Source organism: Mycolicibacterium holsaticum DSM 44478 = JCM 12374, from assembly GCF_019645835.1.
GTDB classification, from domain to species: domain Bacteria; phylum Actinomycetota; class Actinomycetes; order Mycobacteriales; family Mycobacteriaceae; genus Mycobacterium; species Mycobacterium holsaticum.
In genome coordinates, this window is sequence record NZ_CP080998.1 from 846,555 (window position 1) to 871,790 (window position 25,236).

Genomic DNA, 25,236 nt, shown 5'->3' on the forward strand with positions numbered 1-25,236 from the left:
CTCCATGGCGGTCCGCGCATCGCGAGAAGTGGTCTTTGAAGCGCCCAAAGACGCGATCCTCGACGCCCTGGCCGACATCGAGGCGGTGCCGTCGTGGTCGTCGGTGCACAAGCGCGCAGAGGTCCTCGACCGGCATCCCGACGGGCGTCCGCACCACGTCAAGGCGACCTTCAAGATCATGGGGATCACCGACAAAGAACTGCTCGAGTACCACTGGGGTGATGACTGGGTGGTCTGGGACGCCAAGGCCACCATGCAGCAACGCGGTCAGCACGGGGAGTACAACCTGACCCCGGTCGGGGAGGACCGCACGCGGGTGCGCTTTGACATCGTCATCGACCTGGCCGCGCCGGTTCCCGAGTTCCTCCTGCGGCGGGCGAAGAAGATGGTGCTCGACGTCGCCACCGAAAACCTGCGCCAGCGGGTCAACGCCCAAAGCGCCCAAAGGGACATTTCGACGCAATCGTGCGAGTAGATCGCGCCTAACATCGATCTCGGCACCGCGGGCTATTGCTGGCGCAGCACTTGCAGCCGCCGGATCGCTTCATCGAGCGTGTCGTCACGTTTGCAGAACGCGAAGCGCACCAGGTGGTTCCACGCACCGGCATGCTCGGCGCCGGGGTCGCAGAACGCCGACATCGGGATGGCGGCGACGCCGGCCCTATGCGGCAGCTGGGCGCAGAACTCGCTGCTGTCGTCATAGCCGAGCGGGCGCGGATCGGCGCACAAAAAGTAGGTGCCGAAGCTGTCGTGCACCACGAACCCCAGATCTGTCAACGCGGCGCCCAACCGGTTTCGCTTGCCCTGCAAGGATTCCCGCAGCGTGGCGACCCAGGCCTCTTCGGCGTTGAGCGCGTGTGCCACCGCGGGCTGAAACGGCGCCCCGCCGACATAGGACAGGTACTGTTTGGCCGCGCGCAAGCCGGCGATGAGATCGGCCGGGCCGCAAGCCCAACCGATCTTCCAGCCGGTGACGTTGAACATCTTGGCCGCGCTGGAGATCGTCACCGTGCGCTGCGCCATGCCCGGATAGTTGGCCAGCGGAAGATGGCGGTGACCGTCGAAAACCAGATGCTCGTACACCTCGTCGGTGATCACCAGCAGGTCCGCGTCGACGGCGAGCTGGGCCAGCGCCCGCAGTTCGTCGTCGCCGGCGACCATGCCCGTCGGGTTGTGCGGCGAATTGACGATCAGCGCCTTGGTTTTCGGGGTGATGGCACGACGCAGGCCCTCGACGTCGATGCGGAACCCCAGGCCGTCCTGCACCAGCGGCACTGCGCGCCGCTGACAGCCGGCCATCGCGATGACGGGGGAGTAGGAGTCGTAGAACGGCTCGATCAGCAGCACTTCGCTGCCGGGTTCGACCAGACCGAGGACCGCGGCGGCGATCGCCTCCGTGGCGCCGACCGTCACGAGCACCTCGGTATCGGGATCGTATTCGGTGCCGAAGTGCCGCCGGCGTTGCGCGGCGATCGCCTCACGCAGGGCCGGAATGCCAAGCCCTGGCGGGTACTGGTTGACGCCGTCGGCGATCGCGTTCGCGGCGATCTTCAGCATCGCGGGCGGGCCGTCCTCGTCGGGAAAGCCCTGTCCGAGGTTGACGGCGCCGATGCGGGCGGCCAGCGCCGACATTTCGGCGAAGATCGTCACCGCATAGGGCTGCAGCCGGCGAACCGTCATAGCCGTCGAGGGTATGCGGTCACTGCGGATCCATCGCCGACAGCCGGTGCACTTGCGGCTTGGTGGCCAGGTACAGCTCGGCCCAGGTTCGGTGCATATCCGCGTACCGCGCAGCGTACTTCGGGTCAGGCTCGACGCGGCCGGCGATGCGGGTCCAATCGGTTTCCGGTGGCACGAGTCCGACGCCGATCGCCGCCAGGAGTGCATCGCCGAAGCCGGCGCCGATCGTCTGTGCGGGCCTCAACTGCGTGCGACCGGTGATGTCGCTGACCGCCTGCGGCCAGACCGGGCTGTCCAGCCCGCCGCCGACAGCGACGAGACGGGCACCCGGCGCGGCGTCGTCGAAGCGCGTGAGCACGTCGCGTACGCCGAAGGCGATGCCCTCGTAGGCGGCTCGCAGCAGGTGGCCGCGTCCGTGCCGCAGCGTCAGCCCGGCCAGCACGCCGCGGGCGTTCGGGTCGAAGATCGGGGTCCGTTCGCCGCTGAAGTACGGGAGCATGAGCAGACCCTCGCTGCCGGGCGGCACCGCCAAGGCTTCTGCGCTCAGTTCCTCGTACGACGCGTTACCGGTCATCGACTGCAACCAGGTGATCAGGCTGCCTGCGGTGGCGGTGCCCGCGGCCAGCGCGTAGCTGCCGGGTTCCACTGCGGCGGTCGTCCACAGCGTTCGGTCGCAGTGGTAGTCCGCGACGATCTGCACCATGAACATCGTCGAGCCGTACATCAGCATCAGGTCGCCGGGCCTGCGGACGCCGACGGAGAACGCCTCGGCATAGGCGTCGACGGTCCCCGCCACGACGGGGGTTCCGGCGGGGATCCCCGACATCGCGGCCGCCGCGCCGGTGACACCGCCGACCACCTCGGCCGGCCAGGCGAGCCGGGGCAGCCGAAGGTGTGCGCAGATCCGTTCGGCCCATGCGAGATTCCACTCGAACGCCGGGGTCGCATACAGCGGATCACATTGACTGGCGGTGTGGTGGTCGATGACGTATTCACCGGTGAGCTTGGCGACGATGTAGGAGTTCGAACTGAACCACATTCTCGCGTCGGCGAACACTTCGGGTTCATGGTTGCGGATCCACTCCAGTTTCGGGCCGACGGCTTGGCTGCTCAGCAGGCTGCCGCCGCGTTCCAGAATGTCCTGTTCGCCGAATTCTGCGGTCAGGGAGTCGATCTCGGCGACCGCCCTGGTGTCGATGCCGTAGAGGATCGCCGGCCGCAGTGGCCGCAGGTCCTCGTCGCACAGCACGAGGCAGGGCCCGAGCCCGCTGACGCACACTCCGGCCAGCGAACCGCGCTCGGGCAGGCGATCGATGAGCGCGCGGCTGATCGCGCAGACTTCGCGCCACCACACCGCTTCCGCGTCGAACTCCGCCCACCCTGGTCGCGGCAAATCCATCGTGTGCGACAGCGTCTCGACGGCCAGCACGGTGCCGCCGGTGTCGGTGAGGACGCCTTTGGTGCTTCCGGTCCCGATGTCGATGCCGAGGAGGACGTCCACCCGGTCACGGTAGCCGCCGGTGCCCTCGCCGGACGGCCGGTTCGTTCACGGGGAACGGGCCGAGATCGACGTCATGGCGGGAGCTACTCGCACTTTTCCACCCGTTTGTCCCTTTGGGCGCACCGCGGGCGTCCGTTGGGCGCACAGGCTGCCCAACCAACAGGTTGGCCGAAACTGTTAGGCTGCGGATACAGGGCTACCGTCCATTGGACAGGCATTCCGTCCGCCAACCTGAACAGGAAATATCTTCATGTCTGAAGACGCCTTCATCTATGAGGCCATCCGCACCCCACGCGGGAAGAACAAGAACGGCGCGCTCAACGAGGTCAAGCCGATCAACCTGGTCACCGGCCTGATCGACGAGTTGCGGCGGCGCCATCCCGACCTCGACGAAACGCTGATCAGCGACGTCATCCTCGGTGTCGTCTCACCGGTGGGCGACCAGGGCGCCGACATCGCCCGCACCGCGGTGCTGGCCGCCGGCATGCCGGAGACCACCGGCGGCGTGCAGCTCAACCGGTTCTGCGCCTCGGGCCTGGAAGCGGTCAACATGGCTGCCCAGAAGGTGCGCTCGGGCTGGGACGACCTGGTGCTCGCCGGGGGTGTGGAGTCGATGAGCCGCGTGCCGATGGGCTCCGACGGCGGCGCCTGGGCCATCGACCCGGAGACCAACTACACCGTCGGATTCGTGCCGCAGGGCATCGGCGCCGACCTGATCGCCACCATCGAGGGCTTCTCCCGCGAGGACGTCGACCGGTTCGCGCTGCGCAGCCAGGAGAAGGCCGCCGCGGCGTGGTCGGGCGGCTACTTCGCCAAGTCGGTGGTGCCGGTCCGCGACCAGAACGGTCTGGTCATCCTCGACCACGACGAGCACATGCGCCCCGACACCACCCTGGAAGGGCTCGGCAAGCTCAAGACCGCGTTCGACGGCATCGGCGCGATGGGCGGCTTCGACGATGTGGCGCTGCAGAAGTACCACTTCGTCGAGAAGATCAACCATGTGCACACCGGCGGTAACAGCTCGGGCATCGTCGACGGCGCCGCTCTGGTGCTCATCGGCAGCGAAAAGGCCGGCCAGTCGCAGGGCCTCACCCCGCGCGCCCGCATCGTGGCCACCGCGACCAGCGGTGCCGATCCGGTGATCATGCTGACCGGGCCGACCCCGGCGACCCAGAAGGTCCTCGACCGCGCCGGGCTGACCGTCGATGACATCGACCTGTTCGAGCTGAACGAGGCGTTCGCGTCGGTGGTGCTCAAGTTCCAGAAGGACCTGGGCATCCCCGACGAGAAGCTCAACGTCAACGGTGGCGCCATCGCGATGGGCCACCCGCTGGGCGCCACCGGCGCCATGATCACCGGAACCATGGTCGACGAGCTCGAGCGCCGCGGTGCGCGTCGCGCGCTGATCACGCTGTGCGTGGGCGGCGGCATGGGCGTGGCCACCATCATCGAGCGAGTTTAAGGAAGACACATGGCAGAGAACACGATTCAGTGGGACAAGGACGACGACGGCATCGTCACCCTGACGTTGGACGATCCGACGGGTTCGGCCAACGTGATGAACGAGCATTACAAGGAGTCCATGCACAAGGCCGTAGAACGCCTTGTGGCAGAGAAGGATTCGATCACCGGCGTTGTCATCACCAGCGCGAAGAAGACCTTCTTCGCAGGCGGTGACCTCAAGGGCATGATGAACGTCGGCCCCGACAACGCCGCCGACGCGTTCGAAGAGGTCGAGTTCATCAAGGCCGACCTGCGGAAGCTGGAGACGCTGGGCAAGCCCGTCGTCGCAGCCATCAACGGCGCCGCGCTCGGCGGCGGCCTGGAGATCGCGCTGGCATGTCACCACCGCATCGCGGCCGATGTGAAGGGCTCCGTCATCGGGCTGCCCGAGGTGACCCTGGGCCTGCTGCCCGGCGGTGGCGGCGTCGCCCGCACCGTGCGGATGTTCGGCATCCAGAAGGCGTTCATGGAGGTGCTGAGCCAAGGCACCCGGTTCAAGCCCGCCAAGGCCAAGGAAACCGGCCTGGTCGACGAATTGGTGGACAGCGTCGACGATTTGGTCCCGGCGGCGAAGGCCTGGATAAGAGCCAACCCGGACAGTCACACCCAGCCGTGGGACGCCAAGGGCTACAAGATGCCCGGCGGCACGCCGAGCAGCCCCGGGCTGGCCGGCATCCTGCCGTCGTTCCCGGCGTTGCTGAAAAAGCAGCTCAAGGGTGCGCCGATGCCCGCCCCGCGGGCGATCCTCAACGCGGCCGTCGAGGGCGCGCAGGTCGACTTCGACACCGCATCGCGCATCGAGAGCCGCTACTTCACCTCGCTAGTGACCGGGCAGGTCGCCAAGAACATGATCCAGGCGTTCTTCTTCGACCTGCAGACCATCAACGGCGGTGGGTCGCGTCCCGACGGCATCGACAAGAAGCTGCCGACCAAGATAGGGGTGCTCGGCGCCGGCATGATGGGCGCGGGCATCGCCTACGTGTCCGCCAAGGCCGGCTTCGACGTCGTGCTCAAGGACGTGTCCCAGGAGGCCGCGCAGAAGGGCAAGGGCTACAGCGAGAAGCTGGAGGCCAAGGCGCTCGAGCGGGGCCGCACCACCGAAGAGAAGAGTAAGGCGCTGCTGGACCGGATCACCCCGACCGGTGACGCCGCCGACCTGAAGGGCGTCGACTTCGTCATCGAGGCCGTCTTCGAGAACCAGGACCTCAAGCACAAGGTGTTCCAGGAGATCGAGGACGTCGTCGAGCCCAACGCGCTGCTCGGCTCGAACACCTCCACGCTGCCGATCACCGGTCTGGCCACCGGGGTCAAGCGCCAGGAGGACTTCATCGGCATCCACTTCTTCTCACCGGTGGACAAGATGCCGCTGGTGGAAATCATCAAGGGCGAGAAAACATCTGACGAAGCGCTGGCCCGCGTGTTCGACTACACGTTGGCCATCGGCAAGACACCGATCGTCGTCAACGACAGCCGCGGCTTCTTCACCAGCCGCGTCATCGGCACGTTCGTCAACGAGGCGCTGGCCATGCTCGGCGAGGGTGTGGAGCCGGCCAGCATCGAGGCTGCCGGCTCGCAGGCGGGCTACCCGGCCCCGCCGCTGCAGCTCTCCGATGAGCTCAACCTCGAGCTGATGCAGAAGATCGCGACCGAGACCCGCAAGGGCACCGAGGCCGCAGGCGGCACCTACGAGGCCCACCCGGCCGAAGCCGTCGTGAACAAGATGATCGAGATCGGCCGTCCGTCGCGGCTCAAGGGTGCCGGCTTCTACGAGTACGTCGACGGCAAGCGCAGCGGTCTGTGGCCGAGGCTGCGCGAGACGTTCAAGTCCGGCAGCGCCGATATTCCGTTGCAGGACATGATCGACCGCATGCTGTTCGCCGAGGCGCTGGAGACCCAGAAGTGTCTCGACGAGGGTGTGCTCACGTCGACGGCCGACGCGAACATCGGGTCCATCATGGGGATCGGCTTCCCGCCGTGGACCGGCGGCAGCGCACAGTTCATCGTCGGCTACCAAGGCCCGCTGGGCGTCGGCAAGGCCGCGTTCGTGGCACGCGCCAAGGAACTGGCCGCCCGCTACGGCGACCGGTTCCTGCCGCCCGCCTCGCTGGGGTCATGACCTGTCGCGCCCGGTAAGCGCGAGTGGACACGTAAGTGCCCCAAATCCGGAGGGTTTGGGGCACTTCGTGGCTGCCGGGCAGCGCGGTCGCGGGATCAGCGAGGATTCGAGTACACGCGGGTGGGCGTGATCAGCACCGCGGCGCGCCGTTCGTCGCGCATCACCCGGTCATAGGTGTCCCAGTCGTCGTGGGTTCCTCCGGCGGCCTCGAACACCGCGCGCAACAACAGTCGGAGTTCTTCGGGGCCGACGCTGCCGTCGTCGGGCCCGATGATCTCGGCCGTGCCTTCCACCGTGGCCCACTCCCAGCCGGCGCGGGCGACGACGGTGGCCCGCGGATCGGCGCGCAGATGCCGCAGTTTCAGCGAGCCGCCGATCGCAACGAGCGCGACGACCCGATCGCTGGTCCGCGGGTGCGCCATGACGCCGGCGTTGACCACCGAGGACTGCACGCTGCCGTCACGGCGCAGGGTGTTCAGTACGCACAACCCGTGATCACGCGAGAGCAACTCCGCGAACGCGGACATGTCGGTCACAACTGATCCTTCCTGGCACCGCCGTCACAATGAGCCCAGATCGGCCGACAGCCAGTGTTGGGGTTTGAGGAAGATCGCCACGGCCTCGCCGTGTTCGCGGCGAGCGACCGCGAGGTACGCGTCGACCTGCTCGGGCGGCAGATAGCGTTTGGTCATCTCGACCAGTTGGTCGTCGGTGCCCGGCTCGATGCGGCTGACCGGGCCGTCGACCGCGACATAGCGCACCGTGGGCTCGAGGCGCTGGGCCATCAGCGTGAACTCACCCTGCGTCTCGATGAGGCGATGTTTGCGTGAGCCGGCGCCGGTGAGCACCCACGGCTCACCTCCGGGGCGGTACTGATACCAGATCGGCACGGTCAGCGGACCGCGCTTGTCGCCCGCGCTCACCGACAACGCCGCGATGTGCGGTTCTGCCAGAAACTGCTCGCGTTCGTCCTTGGAAAGGGCCATTAGGCCAGGCTAGCCGCGGGTCCCGGCAAGGACGCGGAGCGTCAGGCGGCCACCCGGGAGAAGAACGCCACGGTGACGAGCCCGATGATGATCGCGACCTGGGTCTGCCCCATCGCCGCGGTGCTCACGATGCCCGCGACGGCCGCAATGGCGATCACGACAAGAAGAAGAACATAAAACCAACGGACGCCGACGGCCCCACCTGCACGTACTGGATGCGTCTCGAACTCTCTGCCCACGACCGCGCTCCTCTGTGACAAAGTTCACACGAATGGCTTCATGTGACCCACACCATATACCAGCAGTGTGGCGATCAGGCGTCAACCGCGGTGGCCGTGATGGAAACTGCCACCGACGTATCCGTTGAATGTCGAGACGAGCCCAGCATGACGGACCTGTGCCAATTACCGGCCCATCAACTGGTGCGTCTGATGTCAGAGGGCACCATCGCGTGCCGCGACGTCGTCGAGGCCCACCTGGCCCGCATCGACGCGGTCAACCCCGCGCTCAACGCGCTGGTGCAGGCGACAGACCCGCAGGATTGCCTGGCGGCCGCGGCCGACGCCGATGACCGGGCCGCGCGCGGCGCGCCGCTCGGCCGGGCACATGGACTGCCGGTGGTCGTCAAGGACGTCATGTTGGTGGCCGGGCTCGAGTGCTCCGGCGGCAGCCCGGCGCTGCGCGCGCGAGCCGACCAGGACGCGACGGCGGTGGCGAGGCTGCGCGACGAGGGCGCGATCGTGCTCGGGCTCACCAACGTTCCCGAGATGGGCCGAGGCGGTGAATCGAACAACAACCTCTACGGCCGCACCAACAACCCGTATGACCTGGCCAGGACGCCCGGCGGCAGCAGCGGTGGGTCGGCCGCGCTGGTCGCCGCCGGGGGTGCCGCGCTGAGCGTGGGATCCGACGGCGGCGGCAGCATCCGCCAGCCGTGCCACAACACCGGGCTCGCCGGCCTGAAACCCACACACGGGCGAATCCCCAGGACCGGCAGCGTCTTCGGCGACGCGCCGGGCATCTTCGGCCAGTTCAACTGCTACGGCCCGCTCGCACGGTCGGTGCGCGACCTGTATCTCGGGTTGTCCATCATGACCGGTCCCGACCTGCGCGACCCCTACGCTGTGCCCGCCCCGCTCGGGGACCCCGACGACGTCGACCTGGCGGACCTGCGGATCGCCACCTACCTCGACGACGGCATCTCGCCACCCGACGCCGATGTCGCCGCGGTGGTCACCGACGCGGCCCGTGCGCTGTCTGACGTCGCGCGCACCGTCGAACACGACGCCCCCGGCTGCCTCGCGCGCACGATGACGTTGCTGTGGGAGTCGGTCTTCCTCGGCGGTGACCGCGGGCTGGGCTTCGAAGCCGACCTGGCGGCGATCGGCGCGACCGATCCGTCCGAAGAACTCGCCGAGTTCCTCGAACAGGCCCGCGGTGTCGACTTCTCGTTGTCAGAGGCGAGGCGGCGGTTGACGGACATCGACGCGTACCGCATCGAGATGCTCACGTTCATGGCCGACTACGACGTCATCGTCGGGCCCGCCATGCCGACCGCGGCCAAGCCGCACCATCACGGCCTGGTCGAGGTCTACGACTTCTCCCACCTGATGGTCCACAACCTGACCGGCTGGCCGGCGGCCGTCGTTCGCTGCGGCACCTCGAACGCGGGTCTGCCGATCGGTGTGCAGATCGTCGCCCGGCCGTGGCAGGACGCGACAGCGCTTGCGGTGGCGGCCCATCTGGAGGAGCTTTTCGGAGGGTGGCGTTCCCCGCCGACGGTGGGGTCGGTCGCATAGAGTCGGATGCCATGCGCTTCGGACTGTTCATCCCGCAGGGCTGGCGACTGGATCTGGTGGATATCCCCACCGAAGAGCACTGGCCGGTGATGCGTGACCTCGCCGCATACGCCGATGACAGCGCGTGGGACTCGCTGTGGGTCTACGACCACTTCCACACCGTTCCGGTCCCCACTGCCGAAGCCACTCACGAGGCGTGGACGCTGATGGCGGCGTACGCCGCAGCGACGTCACGCATCAAGCTCGGTCAGATGTGCACGGCGATGAGCTACCGCAACCCGGTCTACCTGGCCAAGATCGCCGCCACCACCGACATCATCTCCGGTGGCCGCGTGCAGATGGGTATCGGCGGCGGATGGTACGAACACGAATGGCGCGCCTACGGATACGGCTTTCCTTCCGCAGGTGTACGGCTCGGCCGCCTCGATGAGGGCGTGCAGATCATGCGCGATGCCTGGCGCGACGGGCAGGTCACCTTCCACGGTAAGCATTACCAGGTCGACGGTGCGATCGTGGCACCAAAGCCGTTGCAGGAGAGTGGGATTCCGCTGTGGATCGCCGGCGGCGGCGAGAAGGTGACGCTGCGCATCGCCGCGCAGTATGCGCAGTACACGAACTTCACCTCCGAACCCGAGGGGTTCGCGCACAAATCCGAAGTGCTGGCCGAGCACTGTCGGGCGGTGGGTACCGACTACGACGCGATCGTGCGGTCGGCCAACTTCAACGCGGTGATCGGGGAGTCACAAGCCGACGTCGAGTCTCGGTTGGAGCGGCTCCGAGACAGGCAGGTGACCAAGGCTGACGCGGCGGCCGTGGATGCCATGTTGGGCTCGGTCACCTCACCCGAAGCCGCCAGCGGCACAACCGGACAGGTCGTCGAGAAGCTCAAGCGCATGCGCGAGCTCGGCTGCGAGTACGCGATCCTGTACTTCCCCGAGGCCGCCTACGACCGCACCGGTATCGAGCTGTTCGAACGTGAGGTCATCCCGGCGCTGAACGGCTAACCGGCCAGCGCGGTGAGGATCTGCACGGTCGGCGCCCGTCGCGCATCGCGGTAGCCGGTACCTGCCCACAGGTGGAGTCGCTCGGGCTCATCGGCTGCGGCCGCGGCCTTTCTCAGTGGGCTGGTGAGGTGGTGGACCGCCGGATAGCCCAGTGGGGCCCGGGTTTCGTACGTGTCGATGAACGTGTTGCGCAGACCGCGGGCGGGCCGGCCGGTGAATGCGCGCGTGACGACCGTTTCGGTGCGGGCCGGATCGGTGAGCGCGCGCTGATGGGTTGCCGACGCGCCGCTTTCGTCGGCGAGCAACAGGACGGTGCCCACCATCGCCGCCGCCGCGCCGGCCCGAACGACACCGGCGACGTCCGCGGCCGTCGACAACCCGCCCGCCGCGATCACCGGAAGCTCCGTCGTGTCGATCACCGCGCGCACCAACTGGCCGAGGTCGAGCGTTTCGGGTGCCCGCTGCGGGTGCAGCGTCGCGGAATGCCCTCCGGCAACGTGTGATTGGACGGCGAGCATATCGACGCCGGCCGCCGCGGCTTCTTCGGCCTCTGCCGTCGAGGTGACCGTCTGCACGACGACGGTGCCTGTGCGCCGCAGATCGCGTATCACGGCGGTGTCCGGAATTCCGAAGGTGAAGCTGGCGACCGGGACGGGTTCGGCGAGCAGAAGATCGATTTTGGCGCCGAACTGGTCGTCGTTCTCGATCGGCTCGCGAGGCAGGGTGATTCCGAACCGGTCCGCCTCGGGCGCCAGCGCATCTGCGTAGCGTGCGTAGGCGTCGGCGGTCACCGGAACCGGGTTGGGGGCAAAGAGGTTGACGCCGAACGGCACCCCGGCGGCGCGCACCGCCGATATTTCGGCGGCGACCGCCTGTGGTGTCTTGTATCCGGCCGCCACGAACCCGAGCCCGCCCGCGTGGGCGGCGGCGACGACCATGGCGGTGGTGGTCGGTCCGCCCGACATCGGCGCCGCGATGACGGGGATGGTCAGGCCCAGGCTTGTCAGTGGTGATGTCATAGCGTCCCTTCCGGATCGAGTCTGCACCGAGTGTCGGCACTGGCGCAGGCGTTCACGACGGTGGCCGGCGACCCGGCAGCGCTGCGTGGATGCGAGGTGGCAGGATCAGGGCATGGAGAAGATGTCACTCGTCGCCCTCGCTCGCGAGCAGCTTGAAAAAGCCCGCGCTGCCAAGAGCGGGCGCGCTGCGCACACCGTCTATGGCGGACACGAGCACTCGCTGCGTCAAACGTTGATCGCGCTGACGGCGGGAGTCAGCCTCGACGAGCACGAGAGCCCCGGCGAAGCCACGCTGTATGTGTTGCATGGCCGCGTGCGGGTGACCGATGCGGACAACGGCTGGGAGGGGTCGACGGGTGACCAGATCGTCATTCCGCGCAGCCGCCACGCGCTGGAAGCCCTCGAGGACTCCGCGGTGCTGCTGACCGTCGCCAAGGACGTCGGGCGACACACCTGATCCGGTGGCGTCAAATGGCCGGGCCCAGTAGGTCGTCGGCGTCTTTGATCACGTATCCGTAGCCCTGTTCGGCGAGGAAACGCTGACGGTGCGCGGCGTACTCGGCGTCCAGGCTGTCGCGCGACACCACCGAGTAGAAGATGGCGCCGCCGCCGTCAGCCTTGGGGCGCAACAGCCGGCCCAGCCGCTGAGCCTCCTCTTGACGGGAACCGAACGTTCCTGAAACCTGAACCGCCACACTGGCTTCGGGTAGGTCGATTGAGAAGTTGGCCACCTTCGAGACCACCAGGGTGGAGATTTCACCGCGGCGAAACGCGTCGAACAGCGTTTCGCGTTCCGCGGTTTTGGTCGAGCCCTGGATGATCGGGGCATTCAACTCCGCGCCGAGCTCTTCGAGCTGGTCCAGGTAGGCGCCGATCACCAGCGTCTGTTCGCCCTGATGCTTGTCCAGAATCGACTTCACCACCGCGATCTTGGTGTGCACCGTCGAGCACAGCTTGTAGCGCTCGTCGGGTTCGGCGACCGCGTAGAGCATGCGCTCGTTGTCGGTCATCGTCACGCGAACCTCGACGCACTCGGCGGGGGCGATCCAGCCCTGGGCCTCGATGTCCTTCCACGGAGCGTCGTAGCGCTTGGGCCCGATCAGGCTGAACACGTCGCCCTCCCGGCCGTCCTCGCGGATCAGCGTCGCGGTCAGGCCCAGCCGGCGTCGGGACTGCAGGTCAGCGGTCATCCGGAACACCGGCGCGGGCAGCAGGTGCACCTCGTCGTAGATGATCAGCCCCCAGTCGCGGCTGTCGAACAACTCCAGGTGGCGGTACTCGCCCTTGGTGCGGCGGGTGATCACCTGATAGGTCGCGATGGTGACGGGCCGGATCTCCTTGCGCTCCCCGGAGTACTCGCCGATCTCGTTCTCGGTGAGCGACGTCCGGTTGATCAGCTCGCGTTTCCACTGCCGACCCGCGACTGTGTTGGTGACCAGGATCAAGGTGGTGGCCGAGGCCTTGGCCATCGCGGCCGCGCCGACGAGCGTCTTACCCGCCCCGCACGGCAACACCACGACACCTGAGCCGCCCGCCCAGAACGACTCGGTGGCCATTTCCTGGTAGTCGCGCAGGTGCCAACCGTCCTGGGCCAGGCTGATCGGGTGCTTCTCGCCGTCGACGTAGCCGGCCAGATCCTCGGCCGGCCAGCCGATTTTGAGCAGCATCTGCTTGACGCGGCCCCGTTCGCTGTTGTGCACGATGACGGTGTCGTCGTCGATACGCGCGCCGAGCATCGGTGCGATCTTCTTGTTGCGCAGCACCTCCTCGAGCACCGCGCGGTCCAGGCTGACCAGCGTCAGCCCGTGGGCCGGATGTTTGACCAGCTGCAGGCGCCCGTAGCGGGCCATGGTGTCGACGATGTCGACGAGCAGCGGCTGCGGCACCGCGTAACGCGAGAAGCTCACCAGCGCGTCGACCACCTGCTCGGCGTCGTGGCCTGCCGCACGCGCATTCCACAGCGCAAGCGGCGTGATGCGGTAGGTGTGGATGTGTTCGGGCGCGCGTTCGAGCTCGGCGAACGGCGCGATGGCTGCGCGCGCCTCGCCTGCCTGGGCGTGGTCGACTTCGAGCAGCACGGTTTTGTCGGACTGCACGATCAAGGGGCCATCGGTCATTTTGTCCATTATCCAGGTTCCACAGACCCCACCCGGCGACCGACCGCGCCTGCACCTCGACACGCCGCAAATGCTGCGCATTTTGCGGGCACTCGCGGCTACTGGGGGTCGGCGGAGACCACCGAGGTGACGCGGTGGATGGCGAACTCACGCATCCGGCCGGAGGCCGGGTCGTAGGCGGTCAGCTGCCCGCCGCGGATGTTGACCGGCGCCACCACCCGCTGGGTGGCCACGCCTGCGGGGTCGACGTAGCCGATCACCACCGACGTCTGGTGATACGCGGCCTCTTGCAGCTGGGAGATCGCCACGGCGGGGTCCAACCGCATGTTGCCGGTGGGGGTGGCGGCGACCTTGCGCAGCACGGCGACGATCGCGCCGAGCGTCTGGGTGGTGGGTGTCGGCGGACGATACGAGCGGCGCCGGCCGGTCGGCGCCGGTACCCGCGCACCCCTGGCGCGAATGTCGACGATGGCCCCGGTGGAGTCCTCGGCGGCCGGTGCGAAGCCGGCGGCCCGCAGCGCGGCGAGCACCTCGGCGATCGGTGCCTGCGACACCGCGACCGTCGGCGCGAGCAACCGCAACTCCACGCGGTCGGTCGCCGGGGCCGCGACGGCCTGCGCCAGCAGCGCGGCGTCCTCACACCGCACGAACGAGGCGGCCATGCCGACCCGCAGCTGCCCGTGCCGACGGGCGACATCGTCGATCAGATAGGTCAGCCCCTGGGGCACCGGGGTTTTGGAGTGTCGGCCGAACAGCGAGTGCAGTTCGCCTGCGGTGCAACCGGTGTCCAGCGCACGCCGGATCGACGCTTCGCTGATGCGGTACACCATCGCCGCACCCGCGGACTCGACATTGGCCACCGCCGCCAACTGTTCTGCCAGACCGCGTTCCAGCGGGCCGGGCACGACGACCGTGAGGTCGGCCTGGAGCAGGAAATGGTCGATCGGCTTCGGCAGCACTTTGTCCATCGCCTTGACGACGCCGTCGGGGGAGTCACCCGACAGCAGCGCCCGCACCGGGGTGGTGATCGCGCCGCGGCCCATCACGCCCAGCGCGTGCGCCTCGGCCAGCAGATCACCCACCGGTCCCGGCTGCAGCCGCACCGCCCAGCGGGGTCTGCGCCAGATCATCGCCTGCGACGCCTCTTTCGCGTCGACGCCCGCACCGGGCGGTAGGTCCGCCAACACCGCGAGCAGCAGTTGCCGATCCAGCGGCGCAGCGGTCGAAAAGAGCGAATCAGACAGCGCCGCATAGGGTTTGCCGTCCGGGCCGCGGGCGCCGATGAGCCCGGGCCTGCCCGGCAGCTCCAGCCACGTCGTCGCCAGCAGGTGCCATTTGTCGGCCGTCGATGATTCGACGAACCGGTCGGAGGGCACGGTGGGGGTCCAGTACGCGCCGGCATCGCCTGGCGGCTCCGATTCGGGGATGCCCGCCGCGATCAGCCCGGCCGCAACCGACAGTTCGAGGATCAGGCCGAGCCTGCGGTCCTCGATCCCGGTGTTCTTCGCCAGCCGCTTGAGGTCGCGTACGCCGAGGCCGCCGCTGCGCAGTTCGGGAACCGGGGCAGCGCTGAGCGTGTCGAGCAACACCTCGACTTCACGCAGCAGATCGATCACCGCTCCGGCCGCGACCGCGTCGACGTCGGCGGCGGAGGTGGTGGAGACCACCGGGTCAGGCGGGGTCAGCGTGACCGGTCCGGGAAGCTCACCGCGCAGCACCTGGCCGACCAGCCGCGGCAGGATCACCGTCTCGGAGTCCAACTGGCGCAGCAGCCCGGCCGCCAGCAGCCGCTGCACCGGGCGGTCCGACGGGGTGCCCGGCGCGGCGTCGCGGGTGCGGCCGACGGGCGAACCTTCCAGCAGCTTGCGCAGCAGCTCGTCCTGGGCCTCGTCCAAGACGGCCAGTCGGTCGGCGAGATCGGCGGGATCGGCGTTTTCGACGGTGGCCTGCCCGGGGAACCAGGGCAGCCCGGCGGCCGCCTCGGCGACCACTCGCACCGCCGTGTCGCCCCACACCAGCGCGCGCTCACGCAGATGGTCGACGGCCGCGCCGACGGTGTCCTGGTCGGCCCGGTCACCCAACAACTCCAGCAGCTTGGTCAGCGGGACGGCGGTGGTGTCCGCATGCAGCACCAGCAGGCCGTCGAGCACCGCCAATTGCAGGTAGTCGAGGTCATCGGTGGCGGCCTTGACCGACTGTCGTGCCTGCGCACGGGCGGCCAAGGCGGCGATCGTGCCCGGCGGCGGTTGCGTGAGGTCGGGTCGCAGCTCCAGCAGCCGGATGAGCCGCTCGTCAGGCAGATCGGCCAACCAGGCGCCCAGCGGGACGACTGGTGGGTTCTCGGACATCGTCGACCAGCGTATGCCAGCACGCCGGTGTCGCCACTGGCCACCGCATTTGCCACAATGTGGGCGTGGCAGACAACAAGCGGCAGAAGAAGCAGTACGTCGACCCAGGCTGGCCGGCGATCGACGGTGAGGACGACCATGCGGTGAGCGAGCTCGCGACCGACCGCACCGGCGCGCTGTCGCCCTTCGGGGACCTCGAGTTCCCGCTGCCGTCCGACGAACTTCCCTATCTGCATCCGGTCACCGTCGTCAACAGATAACGGTGTCCAACGGCGCTGAGGGTCAACCGCCCGGCTCGGCCGGGGGTCGCCTCTCCCACGTCGATGAAACGGGTGCGGCGCACATGGTCGATGTGACCGCCAAACATGCCACTTTGCGCACCGCGGTCGCTGCGGGCACCGTCAGCACCAGGGCCGACGTCATCGCGCTGATCGCATCGGGCGGGCTGCCCAAGGGCGACGCGCTGGCCACCGCCCGCATCGCGGGCATCCTGGCAGCCAAACGCACCAGTGACCTCATCCCGCTCTGCCACCAACTGGCCCTCACCGGCGTCGACGTGGATTTCGAGATCGGCGACGCTGAGGTGGCCATCACCGCGACCGTGCGCAGCACCGACCGCACCGGCGTCGAAATGGAGGCGTTGACCGCCGTCAGCCTGGCCGCGCTGACGCTCTACGACATGATCAAGGCCGTCGACCCCGCCGCGCGCATCGACAATGTTCGGGTGCTGCGCAAAGAGGGTGGCAAGACCGGGACGTGGACCAGGTGAGAACCGGGCGGGTCGTCATCGCGTCGACACGGGCGGCGGCCGGCGTGTACGAGGACCGCTGCGGACCGATCGTCGTCGACTGGCTCAACGACCGCCACATCGCCACCCCGGCCCCTGTCGTCGTCGCCGACGGACCCGAAGTCACCGCGGCGCTGCGAAGCGCGGTCGACGCGACCGTCGACGTGGTGATCACCTCTGGCGGCACCGGTGTCTCGCCCACCGACCGCACCGCGGACGTCACCGCCGACATCGTCGACTACCAGATCCCGGGGCTGGCCGACGCGATCCGGCGCTCGGGACTTCCGAAGGTGCCCACGTCGATCCTGTCGCGGGGGGTGTGCGGCGTACGGGGCCGCACCTTGATCATCAACCTGCCGGGCTCACCCGGCGGGGTGAAGGACGGCCTGGGAGTTCTCGATGACGTCCTCGAGCACGCCCTGGATCAACTGGCGGGCGGAGACCACCCGAGATGACCGACGTGCTGCGTGCCGAGGTGACCGAACACCCCATCGAGCTGGCTGAGCACGAGGCGCTGGTGGCTCACGAGGCGGCCGGCGCGGTCGTCGCGTTCGCCGGTGTGGTGCGCGACCACGACGGCGGACGCACGGTGACGCGGCTGGAGTACTCCGCGCATCCCGCCGCGCAGCAGACCCTGGCCGAGGTGGCCGCCGAGATCGCCGCCGACTGTCACGGCGTGCGGGCGATCGCGGTCAGCCATCGGGTCGGTCCGCTACAGATCGGCGACGCGGCGCTGGTCGCCGCTGTGGCCGCCGATCACCGAGCGGCCGCGTTCGAGACGTGCGCGCGGCTCGTCGACCTGGTCAAGGAGCGGCTGCCGGTGTGGAAGCACCAGTTCTTCGCCGACGGCTCCGAGGAGTGGGTCGGCTCGGCCTAGGGCCTGCTGTCCGGTCAGGCCGGCGGCAGCGGGGGAGCCGGAGCGACCGGCGCGGTCGGCGCGGCCGGGACGACCGGCAGCGCCGGGGCCGGACCACCCGGGGTGTCCGGAGTCGTCAGCGGACGCTGGGTCAGCGCCAGCAGCGCATCCGATCCGGTGATCTCCTGGGTCTGGATCGCGTGCCAGATCTCCTTGAGGTAGCCCACGTTCGGGCTCTGCGTCGGGATCTGGGACCGGTCGGTCGTCGTGCCGGGAGGCAGGTTCTGCGGGCTGGCCAGATGCGGCACACCCTCGCTGACTACCTGGTTGGCGGCGTTGACCGCCGGGGCAGGGACGTCCACGGTGTCCAGCGCGGCCATCGGATCGGCGGGAGCCGGCGCGGGCGCCGCTGGGGGAGCCGGAGGCTGAGCGGGGTCCAGCGATGCCGGGGTCTGCGGCGCGCCGGCATGCAACGACCACAGCTGCGGTTGCGCGCTGGGCACCAGGCCGTCGTCGAGGACATCCCAGTCGCCGATGGTCTGGGTGAGGGTGTCCTCGATCGGCGGAGCTTCGGGCAGGGGTGCGGCCAGCGCGTCGACGGGTGCGGGCGCCGGTGGTGGCGGCGGGGCGAAGGGGTCGACCGGCGGGGGTGGCGGTGGGGCTTCGGGCAGGGGTGCGGCCAGCGCGTCGACGGGTGCGGGCGCCGGTGGTGGCGGCGGGGCGAAGGGGTCGACCGGCGGGGGTGGCGGTGGGGCTTCGGGCAGGGGTGCGGCCAGCGCGTCGACCGGTGCGGGCGCCGGTGGTGGCGGCGGGGCGAAGGGGTCGACCGGCGGGGGTGGCGGCGGTGCCTCCGGCAGGGGTGCGGCCAGCATGTCGACCGGGGCCGACGCGGGAGGCGCCGGAGGCGGTGGCGGTGGCGGTGGCGGTGGGGCTTCGGGCAGGGGTGCGGCCAGCGGCGCCGGCGGTGGCGGCGGCGCGAACGGATCGATCGGCGGCGGAGGCGGCAGCACGCCGTTGAGAGCCGGGGCGTCCAGCGGCTGAGGTTCGTTGACGACGTTGCGCGGCGTGTGGCCGGAAAGCGGGCCACCGCACGACGGCCAGGCGCCCTTGCCCTGGGTGGCGAGCACGCGCTCGGCGACCGCGATCTGCTCTTCCTTGGTGGCCAGGTACGCCGTGGGTGCGAACTCCTTGCCGCCGTGGCCCGACCAGGTGCCCGGCGAGAACTGCAGCCCGCCGTGATAGCCGTTGCCGGTGTTGATGGCCCAGTTGCCGCCGGACTCACACCGGGCGACCTGATCCCATTCCTGGTCGGTGGCTGCGTTTGCGTGCCCGGCAAGAGCAAGGCTTCCGCCGCCGATGACTGCGCCGGTGAAGGCGACTTTAGCGACGTGTACGGCCGATGTAGTGGGCTTGCGGTGTCGTCCACTCATGCGTGCGCTAGGTCCTCTCTTCGGCGCCCGCGAGGTCAGCTGTCGGGTTCGGGCTGGAGAGGTCGCCCGGCCGGCATCGTCGGTGACGACGACGGCTTCACCCCAAGGAGCCCGAAGGCTCCAGGTCCGTTAGCTTTTCGGCGGACCGGTTGGGTCCCCCGCCTCCATCCAAGTTGTTCGTCGTTGTGTCGTGCACCAGCGGATGGAGCTCGGCGCGACCGGGCACGGCGGGCCATTCGATTAGAGGTCGACGGCTTGGGCTGAACCGTAACGGCTCTCCGCGGGCGCGTCATCTTTTGCCCGAGACGGCGTTTCCTGAGGTGGCAAACTCTAAAAGGGCTCTAAAGGCCCAGCAAAGTAACGCGTTTTCGCAGGACTGTATGGCGGTACATCCGGTCGTAGCCAGCCTGTGACCATTTCGTTATGTGATGTAAATCACCGCTAGCCGCCGGCGAATGGGGGAAGAACATCGACGGTCTGCGCGTCACGCAGCACCATCGACGTGTTCCGCACGGCGACTTCGTCGCAGAGAAAAGTGCAGCGCATCAGCACTTTCGCCAAATCCGCATTCCGCGCGCCGAGCCGATCGACCAATTCGGCGACGGTCGTGCCCGGTTCGATCCGAATCGTCTCCACATCGTGACCCGCCGCGGCCCGCGCGGCGGCGAAATAGCGGACGGTCACCTGCACCATCGTGGCCGACGTCATCGGTCTATCCGCCGATCGCGCTCATCGGCCGGTCGGGCTGGACGAAACCGGGATCGTTTATGCCGTGGCCGGCGGCCTTGACCCACATCGCCGCGCGCCACGCCGCCTCGAGCGCGTCGTCGTCGGCGCCGGTGCGGATCAGTTTGCGCAGGTCGGTCTCCTCGCGCGCGAACAGGCAGTTGCGGACCTGACCGTCGGCGGTGAGCCGGGTGCGGTCGCAGGCCGAACAGAACGCGTGGGAGACCGAGGCGATGATGCCGACCCTGCCGACGATCCCGGACGCGTCGGCGACCTGCCACAGCTCTGCCGGCGCCGAACCGCGCGGCACGGTATCCGGTGTCAGCTCGAAATGCCGGCGCAACGCGCCCAGCACCTCGTCGGCGCTGATGGCCCGGTTTCGTTGCCACTGGTGGCCGGCGTCCAGCGGCATCTGCTCGATGATGCGCAGCTGGTATCCGTGCTCGAGGCAGAACCGCAGCAGCGCGACGGCGTCGTCGAGGCCGGTGACCGGGTCGAGCACCGCGTTGACCTTGACCGGGTCCAGGCCCGCGGCCTTGGCGGCGCGCAGGCCGGCGAGCACGTCGGGCAGCCGGTCGCGTCGGGTGATGCGGGCGAAGTGGGCGGCGTCGACGGTGTCCAGTGACACGTTGATCCGGTCCAGGCCCGCCTGCACCAGCTTCGCCGCCCTTTTGTCGAGGCCGATTCCGTTGGTGGTCAACGTGATCTCCGGGCGGGGCTGCAAGGCAGCCGTCGCGGCGACGACGTCCTCGAGGCGTCTGGCCACCAACGGCTCACCGCCGGTGAAGCGCACGCTGGTGATGCCGAGCCGGGTCACGGCGATACCCAGCAGCCGGACCAGCTCGTCGTGGCGCAACAGCGCGTCGGTGTCCAACCAGTCCATGCCTTCGGCGGGCATGCAGTAGGTGCAGCGCAGATTGCACCGGTCGGTCAGCGACACCCGCAGATCGGTGGCGACCCGGCCGAACGTGTCGATGAGCGGCCCGGAGGTGGGTGCGGGCGCCGGCCGGCTCAGCGAGGGCACACCGAGGTCGATGAGGGTCATGCGGCCGCTCGCGTCGAATTGAACGCCGAACCCACTTGGTCGACCGGCACGATCTCCTTACCGAGGGGCACCAGCGACACCGGGATCATCTTGAGGTTGGCCAGCGCGAGCGGAATGCCGATGATCGTGACGGCCATCGCGGCCGCGCTGACGACGTGACCGATCGCCAGCCAGATCCCGAACAGCACCACCCAGATGACATTGCCGATCAGCGCGCCGGTACGGCTGCCCGGCTTCTCGACGATGGTGCGGCCGAACGGCCACAGCGCATAGGAGGCGATGCGTAGGGAGGCGAACCCGAAGGGGATCGTGATGATCAGGACAAAGCAGATCAGGGCCGCCAGCAGATAACCCAGCGCCAGCCACAGGCCGCCGAAGATCAACCAGATGACGTTCAGGATCAGGCGCATTTCACCTCCAGCGGTCGTTTCAGCCTACCCAGCCGGGCGTACCGTTGGCCCGGGTAGGTGATCGCACCCAACATCTCATTGCGCGTCCGATCCCGCGGATGAATGAGGATGCTGACGCTCGGAGTTGCCGAGTAAGATCGCTCCATCGCGTCCCGACGCAGCCGGGACGCGTTCGTCATGTGAGAGCTTCCCAAAGACAGTAGGTGAGACCAGTGCCGACCGGCCGGGTGAAGTGGTACGACGCCGAGAAGGGTTTCGGGTTCTTGTCGCAGGAGGACGGCGAGGACGTCTACGTCCGGTCCTCGGCGTTGCCCGCCGGCGTCGAGACCCTCAAGGCCGGCCAGCGGGTGGAGTTCGGTATCGCCTCGGGCCGTCGCGGCCCCCAGGCGCTGAGCCTGAAGATCATCGACCCGCCGCCGAGCCTGACCCGTACCCGTCGCGAGGCGGCCGCCGCCGAACGCAAGCACAGCCCCGACGAGCTGCACGGGATGATCGAGGACATGATCACGCTGCTGGAAAGCGCCGTGCAGCCGGACCTGCGCAAGGGGCGCTACCCGGACCGCAAGGCCGCGCGCCGGGTGTCCGAGGTGGTACGCGCCGTCGCCCGCGAACTGGAGGCCTGAGCGGGCCACGGCCGATGCTGTCGGGAGCCGATCCCGGCTTACGGCTGTGCAAATTCGGGTAGAACCGAAGGCGTGAGCTATGTCGCCGACAAGGCCAAGTCAGCTGGCGAGTTCAACCGCGACACCGACTACATCACGACCCGCATCACGGCCGACGGCCGCGACGGCTATCCCGTCGAGTCCGGCCGCTACCGGCTGATCGTGGCGCGGGCCTGCCCGTGGGCCAACCGCACCATCATCGTCCGCAGGCTGCTGGGTCTGGAAGATGCGCTGTCCATTGGCTTTTGCGGCCCCACCCACGACGAGCGCAGCTGGACCTTCGACCTCGACCCCGGCGGGGTGGATCCGGTCCTCGGCATCCCGCGGCTGCAGGACGCCTACTTCAAGCGGTTTCCTGGCTATCCGAAGGGGATCACCGTGCCCGCGGTCGTCGACGTGCCCACCGGTGAGGTGGTCACCAACGACTTCGCGCAGATGACGCTGGACTTCTCCACCGAGTGGACCACGTACCACCGCGACGGCGCACCCCAGCTGTATCCCGAACCGTTGCGCGACGAGATCGACGAGGTGTCCCAGCGCATCTACACCGAGGTCAACAACGGGGTGTACCGGTGCGGGTTCGCCGGCACCCAACAGGCCTACGACAAGGCCTACGACCGGTTGTTCACCGCGCTGGACTGGTTATCGGACCGGCTCAGCGAGCAGCGGTACCTGGTCGGCGACACCGTCACCGAGGCCGACGTGCGGCTGTTCACCACGCTGGCCCGCTTCGACCCGGTCTATCACGGGCACTTCAAGTGCAACCGGCAGAAGCTGTCCGAGTTGCCGGTGCTGTGGGCGTACGCGCGCGACCTGTTCCAGACACCCGGCTTCGGCGACACCATCGACTTCGTGCAGATCAAGCAGCACTACTACATCGTGCACAAGGACATCAACCCGACACAGATCGTGCCGAAAGGCCCGGACCTGTCGAATTGGCTCACCCCGCACGGCCGGGAAGCGTTGGGCGGCAGGCCGTTCGGCGACGGCACCCCGCCCGGCCCGCCGGTGGAAGGTGAGCGGGTGCTGCCGGGTCACGGCGCCTGACCCCGCTACGGCCAGACCGTGCGCACCGACCACTCGGCGTGCGGCACCGGGAACTCGTTGCCGTCCTGGTCGCGCACCAGCGTCGGCAGTTGCACGGCGAAGCCGAACAACTTGCCGCGGTGCGGGTCGACGGTGGGGATGGTGACCGCGTTTCTGCTGCCGGGCCGGAACTCGTCGACGACGTCGGCGCCCTCGTAGGTGCGCACCAAAACCCACGGCGCGCGGGAGATGGCCGGCGGCACCGACAGTTGGACGGTGTGCTCGGCGTCGACCCTGAGTTGACCACCGTCGCGCGGGGTTTGGCAATCGGTCGGGTCGAGCACCTGGCAGTACTGGTACGGGCCGACCCTGGTGAGCTGGCCGTCGGTGTACGCGCTGATCTCGGGATGCGCGGGTCGCGGGTCTTGGGCCAGCCGCCAGATCAGCACCCCGGTGCCGATCGATGCGAGGACCGCCACGACCGCCAGTGCGGCGACGACGCGTTTCACCGACGCCTCACCGCCGCGGGAGCGACCTGGCCGCCTTCCTGCTCGGCGAGCACCGGACGGTTGCCGCCCAGGCCCGGGATCAACGAATCACCGCGGTAGCTGACCACCGTCTGGGCCAGGCCCAGAATCAACACCGCGGTGATCGCGGTGAACCCGGCCCACAGTTCGGTGTAGATCAGCACCCCGATGGCTCCGCCTGCCACCCAGGCCAACTGCAGCAATGACTCCGAGCGCCCGAACGCCGACGCACGTGAACGCTCGGGCAGGTCGTCCTGCAGCGACGCGTCCAGCGAGGCCTTGGCGATCGCGCTCGCCCCCGACGTGATCAGCGTGGCGGCCGCGGCCACCAGCAGGTTGCCGCTGACCGCGGTGAGCAGTGCGCTGACGGTGACCGCGATGGCGCAGCGCACCACCAACTGCGCCGGGTGGCCTAGTTTGAGCCGGGCGCTGGTGAAGTTGCCCGCGAAGTTGCCGATCGCCGCGGCGGCGCCGATCAAGCCGAGGATCTTGAGTTGCTCCCACCCGCTGGCGTCGTGCGATTTGGCGACGAACGCCGGGTACAGGAACAGGAACCCGACCATCACCTTCACCGTGCAGTTACCCCACAGCGCGGTGATCGTGTTGCGGCCCAACGGCTGCCGTGCCGCACCGCCGGCGGGCTGCTGCTCGGGTCCGCGGCGCAACTCGCCGGTGCGGCCGTGGTAGCTCAGCGTCGCGGGCACCTCGCCCTCGGTGACCTCCACCCACTTCGGGATCCGCATCGCCAGCACCGCACCGGCCACCGTCGCCGCGACCACGACATACAGCGCGCCGGGCACCTCGAACAGGTTGAACAGATACTCCGCGGCGGCGGCGATCGCACCGCCTGCCATGGTTCCGCCGAGCAGTCCGAAGATCGTCAGCCGAGAGTTCACCCGGACCAGGTCGATCGTCGGCGGCAGCACCCGCGGTGCCACCGCGCCGCGCAGCACGCTGAACGACTTGGACAGCACCATCATCCCCAGCGCACACGGGTAGAGCACCCACGACGGGAAACTGCCCGTCGCCCCGTCGTAGTTCGCGATCAGCAGCACCGCAAGCACGGTGCGCAGCAGAAACGACATCGCGAGCGCGACGCGGCGGCCGTGCTGCAACCGATCGAGCGCGGGTCCGATCAGGGGGGCGATGACCGCGAAGGGCGCGATCGTGATCAGCAGGTAGAGCGCGACCTTGCTCTTGCTCTCCGCGGTGGCGGCCGCGAAGAACAAGGTGTTGGCCAAGGCGACGGCCATTGCGGCGTCGACGGCGAAGTTCGCGACCACCGGCCAGGTCAGCGCGGTCAGCCCGGATTTGTCGGCGCCGTCGGCCGTCGCGGCCCGGTGCACAAGGCCGTACATCTTGGACCCGACTTCGCGGCTGCGCTGCGCGGCCGCCCTCGTCACGGTGACCTTCTCGCCGGCGCCCGCGCCCGGCGGCGGACCGGAGTAGCGGTAGTGGTGCGTCGGTTCGTCCAGCGGCGGCAGCCAGCGATTGGCGCTCGGGGTGGGGTTGGCTCGGCGCGCGCGACGGTAGATGCCGTCGCTGGGGTAGTTGGCCATCCCCGGGTGCTCTTCGGCGGGCGGATCGGCCCAGTCGTCGGCATCGGCGGGCGGACGAGGCGGGTAGTAGCGAGGGTCACGCCGACCCGCCGGGTCCCGGTGGTCACGCCGCGGTCCGGTCACGATGTCGATTCT

General features: G+C 68.8%; 25 protein-coding genes and 1 riboswitch. Of the genes, 12 read left to right on the top strand and 13 right to left on the bottom strand.

Going from position 1 to position 25,236, the window contains the following annotated elements:
• Nucleotides 1-4: 4 nt before the first annotated feature.
• A complete protein-coding gene (locus K3U96_RS04210) occupies nt 5-475 on the top strand; it encodes an SRPBCC family protein (RefSeq protein WP_069404289.1) in 471 nt (156 codons plus the stop codon).
• 32 nt (nt 476-507) lie between these two features.
• Here K3U96_RS04210 and K3U96_RS04215 read toward each other — a convergent pair whose 3' ends face one another.
• On the bottom strand, nt 508-1,680 hold the full coding sequence (locus tag K3U96_RS04215; protein WP_220692167.1) for a pyridoxal phosphate-dependent aminotransferase: 1,173 nt from the start codon (nt 1,678-1,680) through the stop codon (nt 508-510).
• Between the two features lie 19 nt (nt 1,681-1,699).
• The gene (locus K3U96_RS04220; RefSeq protein WP_220692168.1) at nt 1,700-3,181 is read right to left on the bottom strand and encodes an FGGY-family carbohydrate kinase; all 1,482 of its coding nucleotides are present in this window, start codon (nt 3,179-3,181) and stop codon (nt 1,700-1,702) included.
• 250 nt (nt 3,182-3,431) lie between these two features.
• On the opposite strand from K3U96_RS04220, the gene K3U96_RS04225 reads away from it, so the two are divergent.
• On the top strand, nt 3,432-4,643 hold the full coding sequence (locus tag K3U96_RS04225) for an acetyl-CoA C-acetyltransferase (protein WP_220692169.1): 1,212 nt from the start codon (nt 3,432-3,434) through the stop codon (nt 4,641-4,643).
• Nucleotides 4,644-4,652: 9 nt separating this feature from the next.
• On the top strand, nt 4,653-6,800 hold the full coding sequence (locus K3U96_RS04230; protein ID WP_220692170.1) for a 3-hydroxyacyl-CoA dehydrogenase NAD-binding domain-containing protein: 2,148 nt from the start codon (nt 4,653-4,655) through the stop codon (nt 6,798-6,800).
• A gap of 95 nt (nt 6,801-6,895) precedes the next feature.
• Here K3U96_RS04230 and K3U96_RS04235 read toward each other — a convergent pair whose 3' ends face one another.
• Together K3U96_RS04235 and K3U96_RS04240 are read right to left on the bottom strand one after the other, a co-directional pair.
• Nucleotides 6,896-7,336: a TIGR03618 family F420-dependent PPOX class oxidoreductase gene (locus tag K3U96_RS04235; RefSeq protein ID WP_069404284.1), complete on the bottom strand. Its 441-nt coding sequence runs from the start codon at nt 7,334-7,336 to the stop codon at nt 6,896-6,898.
• A 24-nt stretch (nt 7,337-7,360) separates the two neighbouring features.
• Nucleotides 7,361-7,786, bottom strand: coding sequence for a pyridoxamine 5'-phosphate oxidase family protein (locus K3U96_RS04240; RefSeq protein WP_069404283.1), 426 nt, complete (start codon nt 7,784-7,786; stop codon nt 7,361-7,363).
• Nucleotides 7,787-8,172: 386 nt separating this feature from the next.
• Between K3U96_RS04240 and K3U96_RS04250 the strand changes: the two genes are divergently transcribed.
• Together K3U96_RS04250 and K3U96_RS04255 are read left to right on the top strand one after the other, a co-directional pair.
• Nucleotides 8,173-9,585, top strand: coding sequence for an amidase (locus tag K3U96_RS04250; protein ID WP_220692171.1), 1,413 nt, complete (start codon nt 8,173-8,175; stop codon nt 9,583-9,585).
• 11 nt (nt 9,586-9,596) lie between these two features.
• Nucleotides 9,597-10,589 (top strand): LLM class F420-dependent oxidoreductase, encoded by a 993-nt coding sequence (locus K3U96_RS04255; RefSeq protein WP_220692172.1) that lies wholly within the window; start codon nt 9,597-9,599, stop codon nt 10,587-10,589.
• Here the strand turns inward: K3U96_RS04255 and K3U96_RS04260 are convergent.
• The gene (locus K3U96_RS04260) at nt 10,586-11,608 is read right to left on the bottom strand and encodes a nitronate monooxygenase (RefSeq protein WP_220692173.1); all 1,023 of its coding nucleotides are present in this window, start codon (nt 11,606-11,608) and stop codon (nt 10,586-10,588) included. The two genes, K3U96_RS04255 and K3U96_RS04260, sit on opposite strands and share 4 nt — an antisense overlap.
• A gap of 112 nt (nt 11,609-11,720) precedes the next feature.
• Between K3U96_RS04260 and K3U96_RS04265 the strand changes: the two genes are divergently transcribed.
• Nucleotides 11,721-12,065 (top strand): cupin domain-containing protein, encoded by a 345-nt coding sequence (locus K3U96_RS04265; RefSeq protein ID WP_069404280.1) that lies wholly within the window; start codon nt 11,721-11,723, stop codon nt 12,063-12,065.
• A 10-nt stretch (nt 12,066-12,075) separates the two neighbouring features.
• Here the strand turns inward: K3U96_RS04265 and K3U96_RS04270 are convergent, their stop codons facing one another.
• A complete protein-coding gene (locus K3U96_RS04270; protein WP_220692174.1) occupies nt 12,076-13,725 on the bottom strand; it encodes a DNA repair helicase XPB in 1,650 nt (549 codons plus the stop codon).
• Nucleotides 13,726-13,823: 98 nt separating this feature from the next.
• A complete protein-coding gene (locus K3U96_RS04275; protein ID WP_220692175.1) occupies nt 13,824-16,073 on the bottom strand; it encodes a helicase-associated domain-containing protein in 2,250 nt (749 codons plus the stop codon).
• A gap of 59 nt (nt 16,074-16,132) precedes the next feature.
• On the opposite strand from K3U96_RS04275, the gene K3U96_RS04280 reads away from it, so the two are divergent.
• From K3U96_RS04280 to K3U96_RS04295, 4 genes are read left to right on the top strand one after another with little or no spacing between them, the layout of a single operon-like run.
• Nucleotides 16,133-16,333: a hypothetical protein gene (locus K3U96_RS04280; protein WP_084223834.1), complete on the top strand. Its 201-nt coding sequence runs from the start codon at nt 16,133-16,135 to the stop codon at nt 16,331-16,333.
• Between the two features lie 2 nt (nt 16,334-16,335).
• Nucleotides 16,336-16,842, top strand: coding sequence for a cyclic pyranopterin monophosphate synthase MoaC (gene moaC, locus K3U96_RS04285; RefSeq protein WP_268928467.1), 507 nt, complete (start codon nt 16,336-16,338; stop codon nt 16,840-16,842).
• Nucleotides 16,839-17,315 carry a MogA/MoaB family molybdenum cofactor biosynthesis protein gene (locus K3U96_RS04290; RefSeq protein ID WP_069408082.1) on the top strand — a complete coding sequence of 159 codons (477 nt, stop codon included), beginning with the start codon at nt 16,839-16,841 and terminating at the stop codon, nt 17,313-17,315. Before moaC ends, K3U96_RS04290 begins: the two co-directional genes overlap by 4 nt.
• On the top strand, nt 17,312-17,737 hold the full coding sequence (locus K3U96_RS04295; RefSeq protein WP_069408081.1) for a molybdenum cofactor biosynthesis protein MoaE: 426 nt from the start codon (nt 17,312-17,314) through the stop codon (nt 17,735-17,737). Before K3U96_RS04290 ends, K3U96_RS04295 begins: the two co-directional genes overlap by 4 nt.
• A 14-nt stretch (nt 17,738-17,751) precedes the next feature.
• On the opposite strand, the gene K3U96_RS04300 is transcribed toward K3U96_RS04295, so the two are convergent.
• The 4 genes from K3U96_RS04300 to K3U96_RS04315 all read right to left on the bottom strand — a co-directional run bounded on the left by K3U96_RS04300 (nt 17,752) and on the right by K3U96_RS04315 (nt 21,327).
• On the bottom strand, nt 17,752-19,146 hold the full coding sequence (locus K3U96_RS04300) for a transglycosylase family protein (RefSeq protein ID WP_220692176.1): 1,395 nt from the start codon (nt 19,144-19,146) through the stop codon (nt 17,752-17,754).
• 9 nt (nt 19,147-19,155) lie between these two features.
• A riboswitch (cyclic di-AMP (ydaO/yuaA leader) is annotated at nt 19,156-19,339 on the bottom strand.
• Nucleotides 19,340-19,587: 248 nt separating this feature from the next.
• Nucleotides 19,588-19,839 carry a MoaD/ThiS family protein gene (locus K3U96_RS04305; RefSeq protein ID WP_230982361.1) on the bottom strand — a complete coding sequence of 84 codons (252 nt, stop codon included), beginning with the start codon at nt 19,837-19,839 and terminating at the stop codon, nt 19,588-19,590.
• 19 nt (nt 19,840-19,858) lie between these two features.
• A complete protein-coding gene (moaA, locus tag K3U96_RS04310) occupies nt 19,859-20,917 on the bottom strand; it encodes a GTP 3',8-cyclase MoaA (protein WP_220692177.1) in 1,059 nt (352 codons plus the stop codon).
• Complete coding sequence (locus tag K3U96_RS04315; protein ID WP_220692178.1) at nt 20,914-21,327, bottom strand: YccF domain-containing protein; 414 nt, start codon at nt 21,325-21,327, stop codon at nt 20,914-20,916. Before K3U96_RS04315 ends, moaA begins: the two co-directional genes overlap by 4 nt.
• A 212-nt stretch (nt 21,328-21,539) precedes the next feature.
• Between K3U96_RS04315 and K3U96_RS04320 the strand changes: the two genes are divergently transcribed.
• Entirely contained in the window at nt 21,540-21,950 is a 411-nt protein-coding gene (locus K3U96_RS04320) for a cold-shock protein (protein ID WP_069408149.1), read from the top strand.
• A 72-nt stretch (nt 21,951-22,022) separates the two neighbouring features.
• A complete protein-coding gene (locus K3U96_RS04325; RefSeq protein ID WP_069408148.1) occupies nt 22,023-23,036 on the top strand; it encodes a glutathione S-transferase family protein in 1,014 nt (337 codons plus the stop codon).
• 5 nt (nt 23,037-23,041) lie between these two features.
• On the opposite strand, the gene K3U96_RS04330 is transcribed toward K3U96_RS04325, so the two are convergent.
• Nucleotides 23,042-23,524, bottom strand: a complete 483-nt coding sequence (locus K3U96_RS04330) for a DUF2771 domain-containing protein (protein ID WP_069408147.1) — start codon at nt 23,522-23,524, stop codon at nt 23,042-23,044.
• The gene (locus K3U96_RS04335; RefSeq protein ID WP_220692179.1) at nt 23,521-25,224 is read right to left on the bottom strand and encodes an MFS transporter; all 1,704 of its coding nucleotides are present in this window, start codon (nt 25,222-25,224) and stop codon (nt 23,521-23,523) included. The genes K3U96_RS04330 and K3U96_RS04335 overlap by 4 nt, the downstream gene beginning before the upstream one ends.
• Nucleotides 25,225-25,236: the final 12 nt, after the last annotated feature.

Coding starts and splice junctions, on each gene's coding strand:
- K3U96_RS04240 (WP_069404283.1), bottom strand. CDS start 7,786: ATGGCCCTTTCCAAGGACGAACGCGAGCAGTTTCTGGCAGAACCGCAC.
- K3U96_RS04265 (WP_069404280.1), top strand. CDS start 11,721: ATGGAGAAGATGTCACTCGTCGCCCTCGCTCGCGAGCAGCTTGAAAAA.
- K3U96_RS04275 (WP_220692175.1), bottom strand. CDS start 16,073: ATGTCCGAGAACCCACCAGTCGTCCCGCTGGGCGCCTGGTTGGCCGAT.
- moaA (WP_220692177.1), bottom strand. CDS start 20,917: ATGACCCTCATCGACCTCGGTGTGCCCTCGCTGAGCCGGCCGGCGCCC.
- K3U96_RS04260 (WP_220692173.1), bottom strand. CDS start 11,608: ATGACATCACCACTGACAAGCCTGGGCCTGACCATCCCCGTCATCGCG.
- K3U96_RS04270 (WP_220692174.1), bottom strand. CDS start 13,725: ATGACCGATGGCCCCTTGATCGTGCAGTCCGACAAAACCGTGCTGCTC.
- K3U96_RS04230 (WP_220692170.1), top strand. CDS start 4,653: ATGGCAGAGAACACGATTCAGTGGGACAAGGACGACGACGGCATCGTC.
- K3U96_RS04295 (WP_069408081.1), top strand. CDS start 17,312: ATGACCGACGTGCTGCGTGCCGAGGTGACCGAACACCCCATCGAGCTG.
- K3U96_RS04225 (WP_220692169.1), top strand. CDS start 3,432: ATGTCTGAAGACGCCTTCATCTATGAGGCCATCCGCACCCCACGCGGG.
- K3U96_RS04210 (WP_069404289.1), top strand. CDS start 5: ATGGCGGTCCGCGCATCGCGAGAAGTGGTCTTTGAAGCGCCCAAAGAC.
- K3U96_RS04215 (WP_220692167.1), bottom strand. CDS start 1,680: ATGACGGTTCGCCGGCTGCAGCCCTATGCGGTGACGATCTTCGCCGAA.
- K3U96_RS04300 (WP_220692176.1), bottom strand. CDS start 19,146: ATGAGTGGACGACACCGCAAGCCCACTACATCGGCCGTACACGTCGCT.
- K3U96_RS04315 (WP_220692178.1), bottom strand. CDS start 21,327: ATGCGCCTGATCCTGAACGTCATCTGGTTGATCTTCGGCGGCCTGTGG.
- K3U96_RS04305 (WP_230982361.1), bottom strand. CDS start 19,839: ATGGTGCAGGTGACCGTCCGCTATTTCGCCGCCGCGCGGGCCGCGGCG.
- K3U96_RS04250 (WP_220692171.1), top strand. CDS start 8,173: ATGACGGACCTGTGCCAATTACCGGCCCATCAACTGGTGCGTCTGATG.
- K3U96_RS04255 (WP_220692172.1), top strand. CDS start 9,597: ATGCGCTTCGGACTGTTCATCCCGCAGGGCTGGCGACTGGATCTGGTG.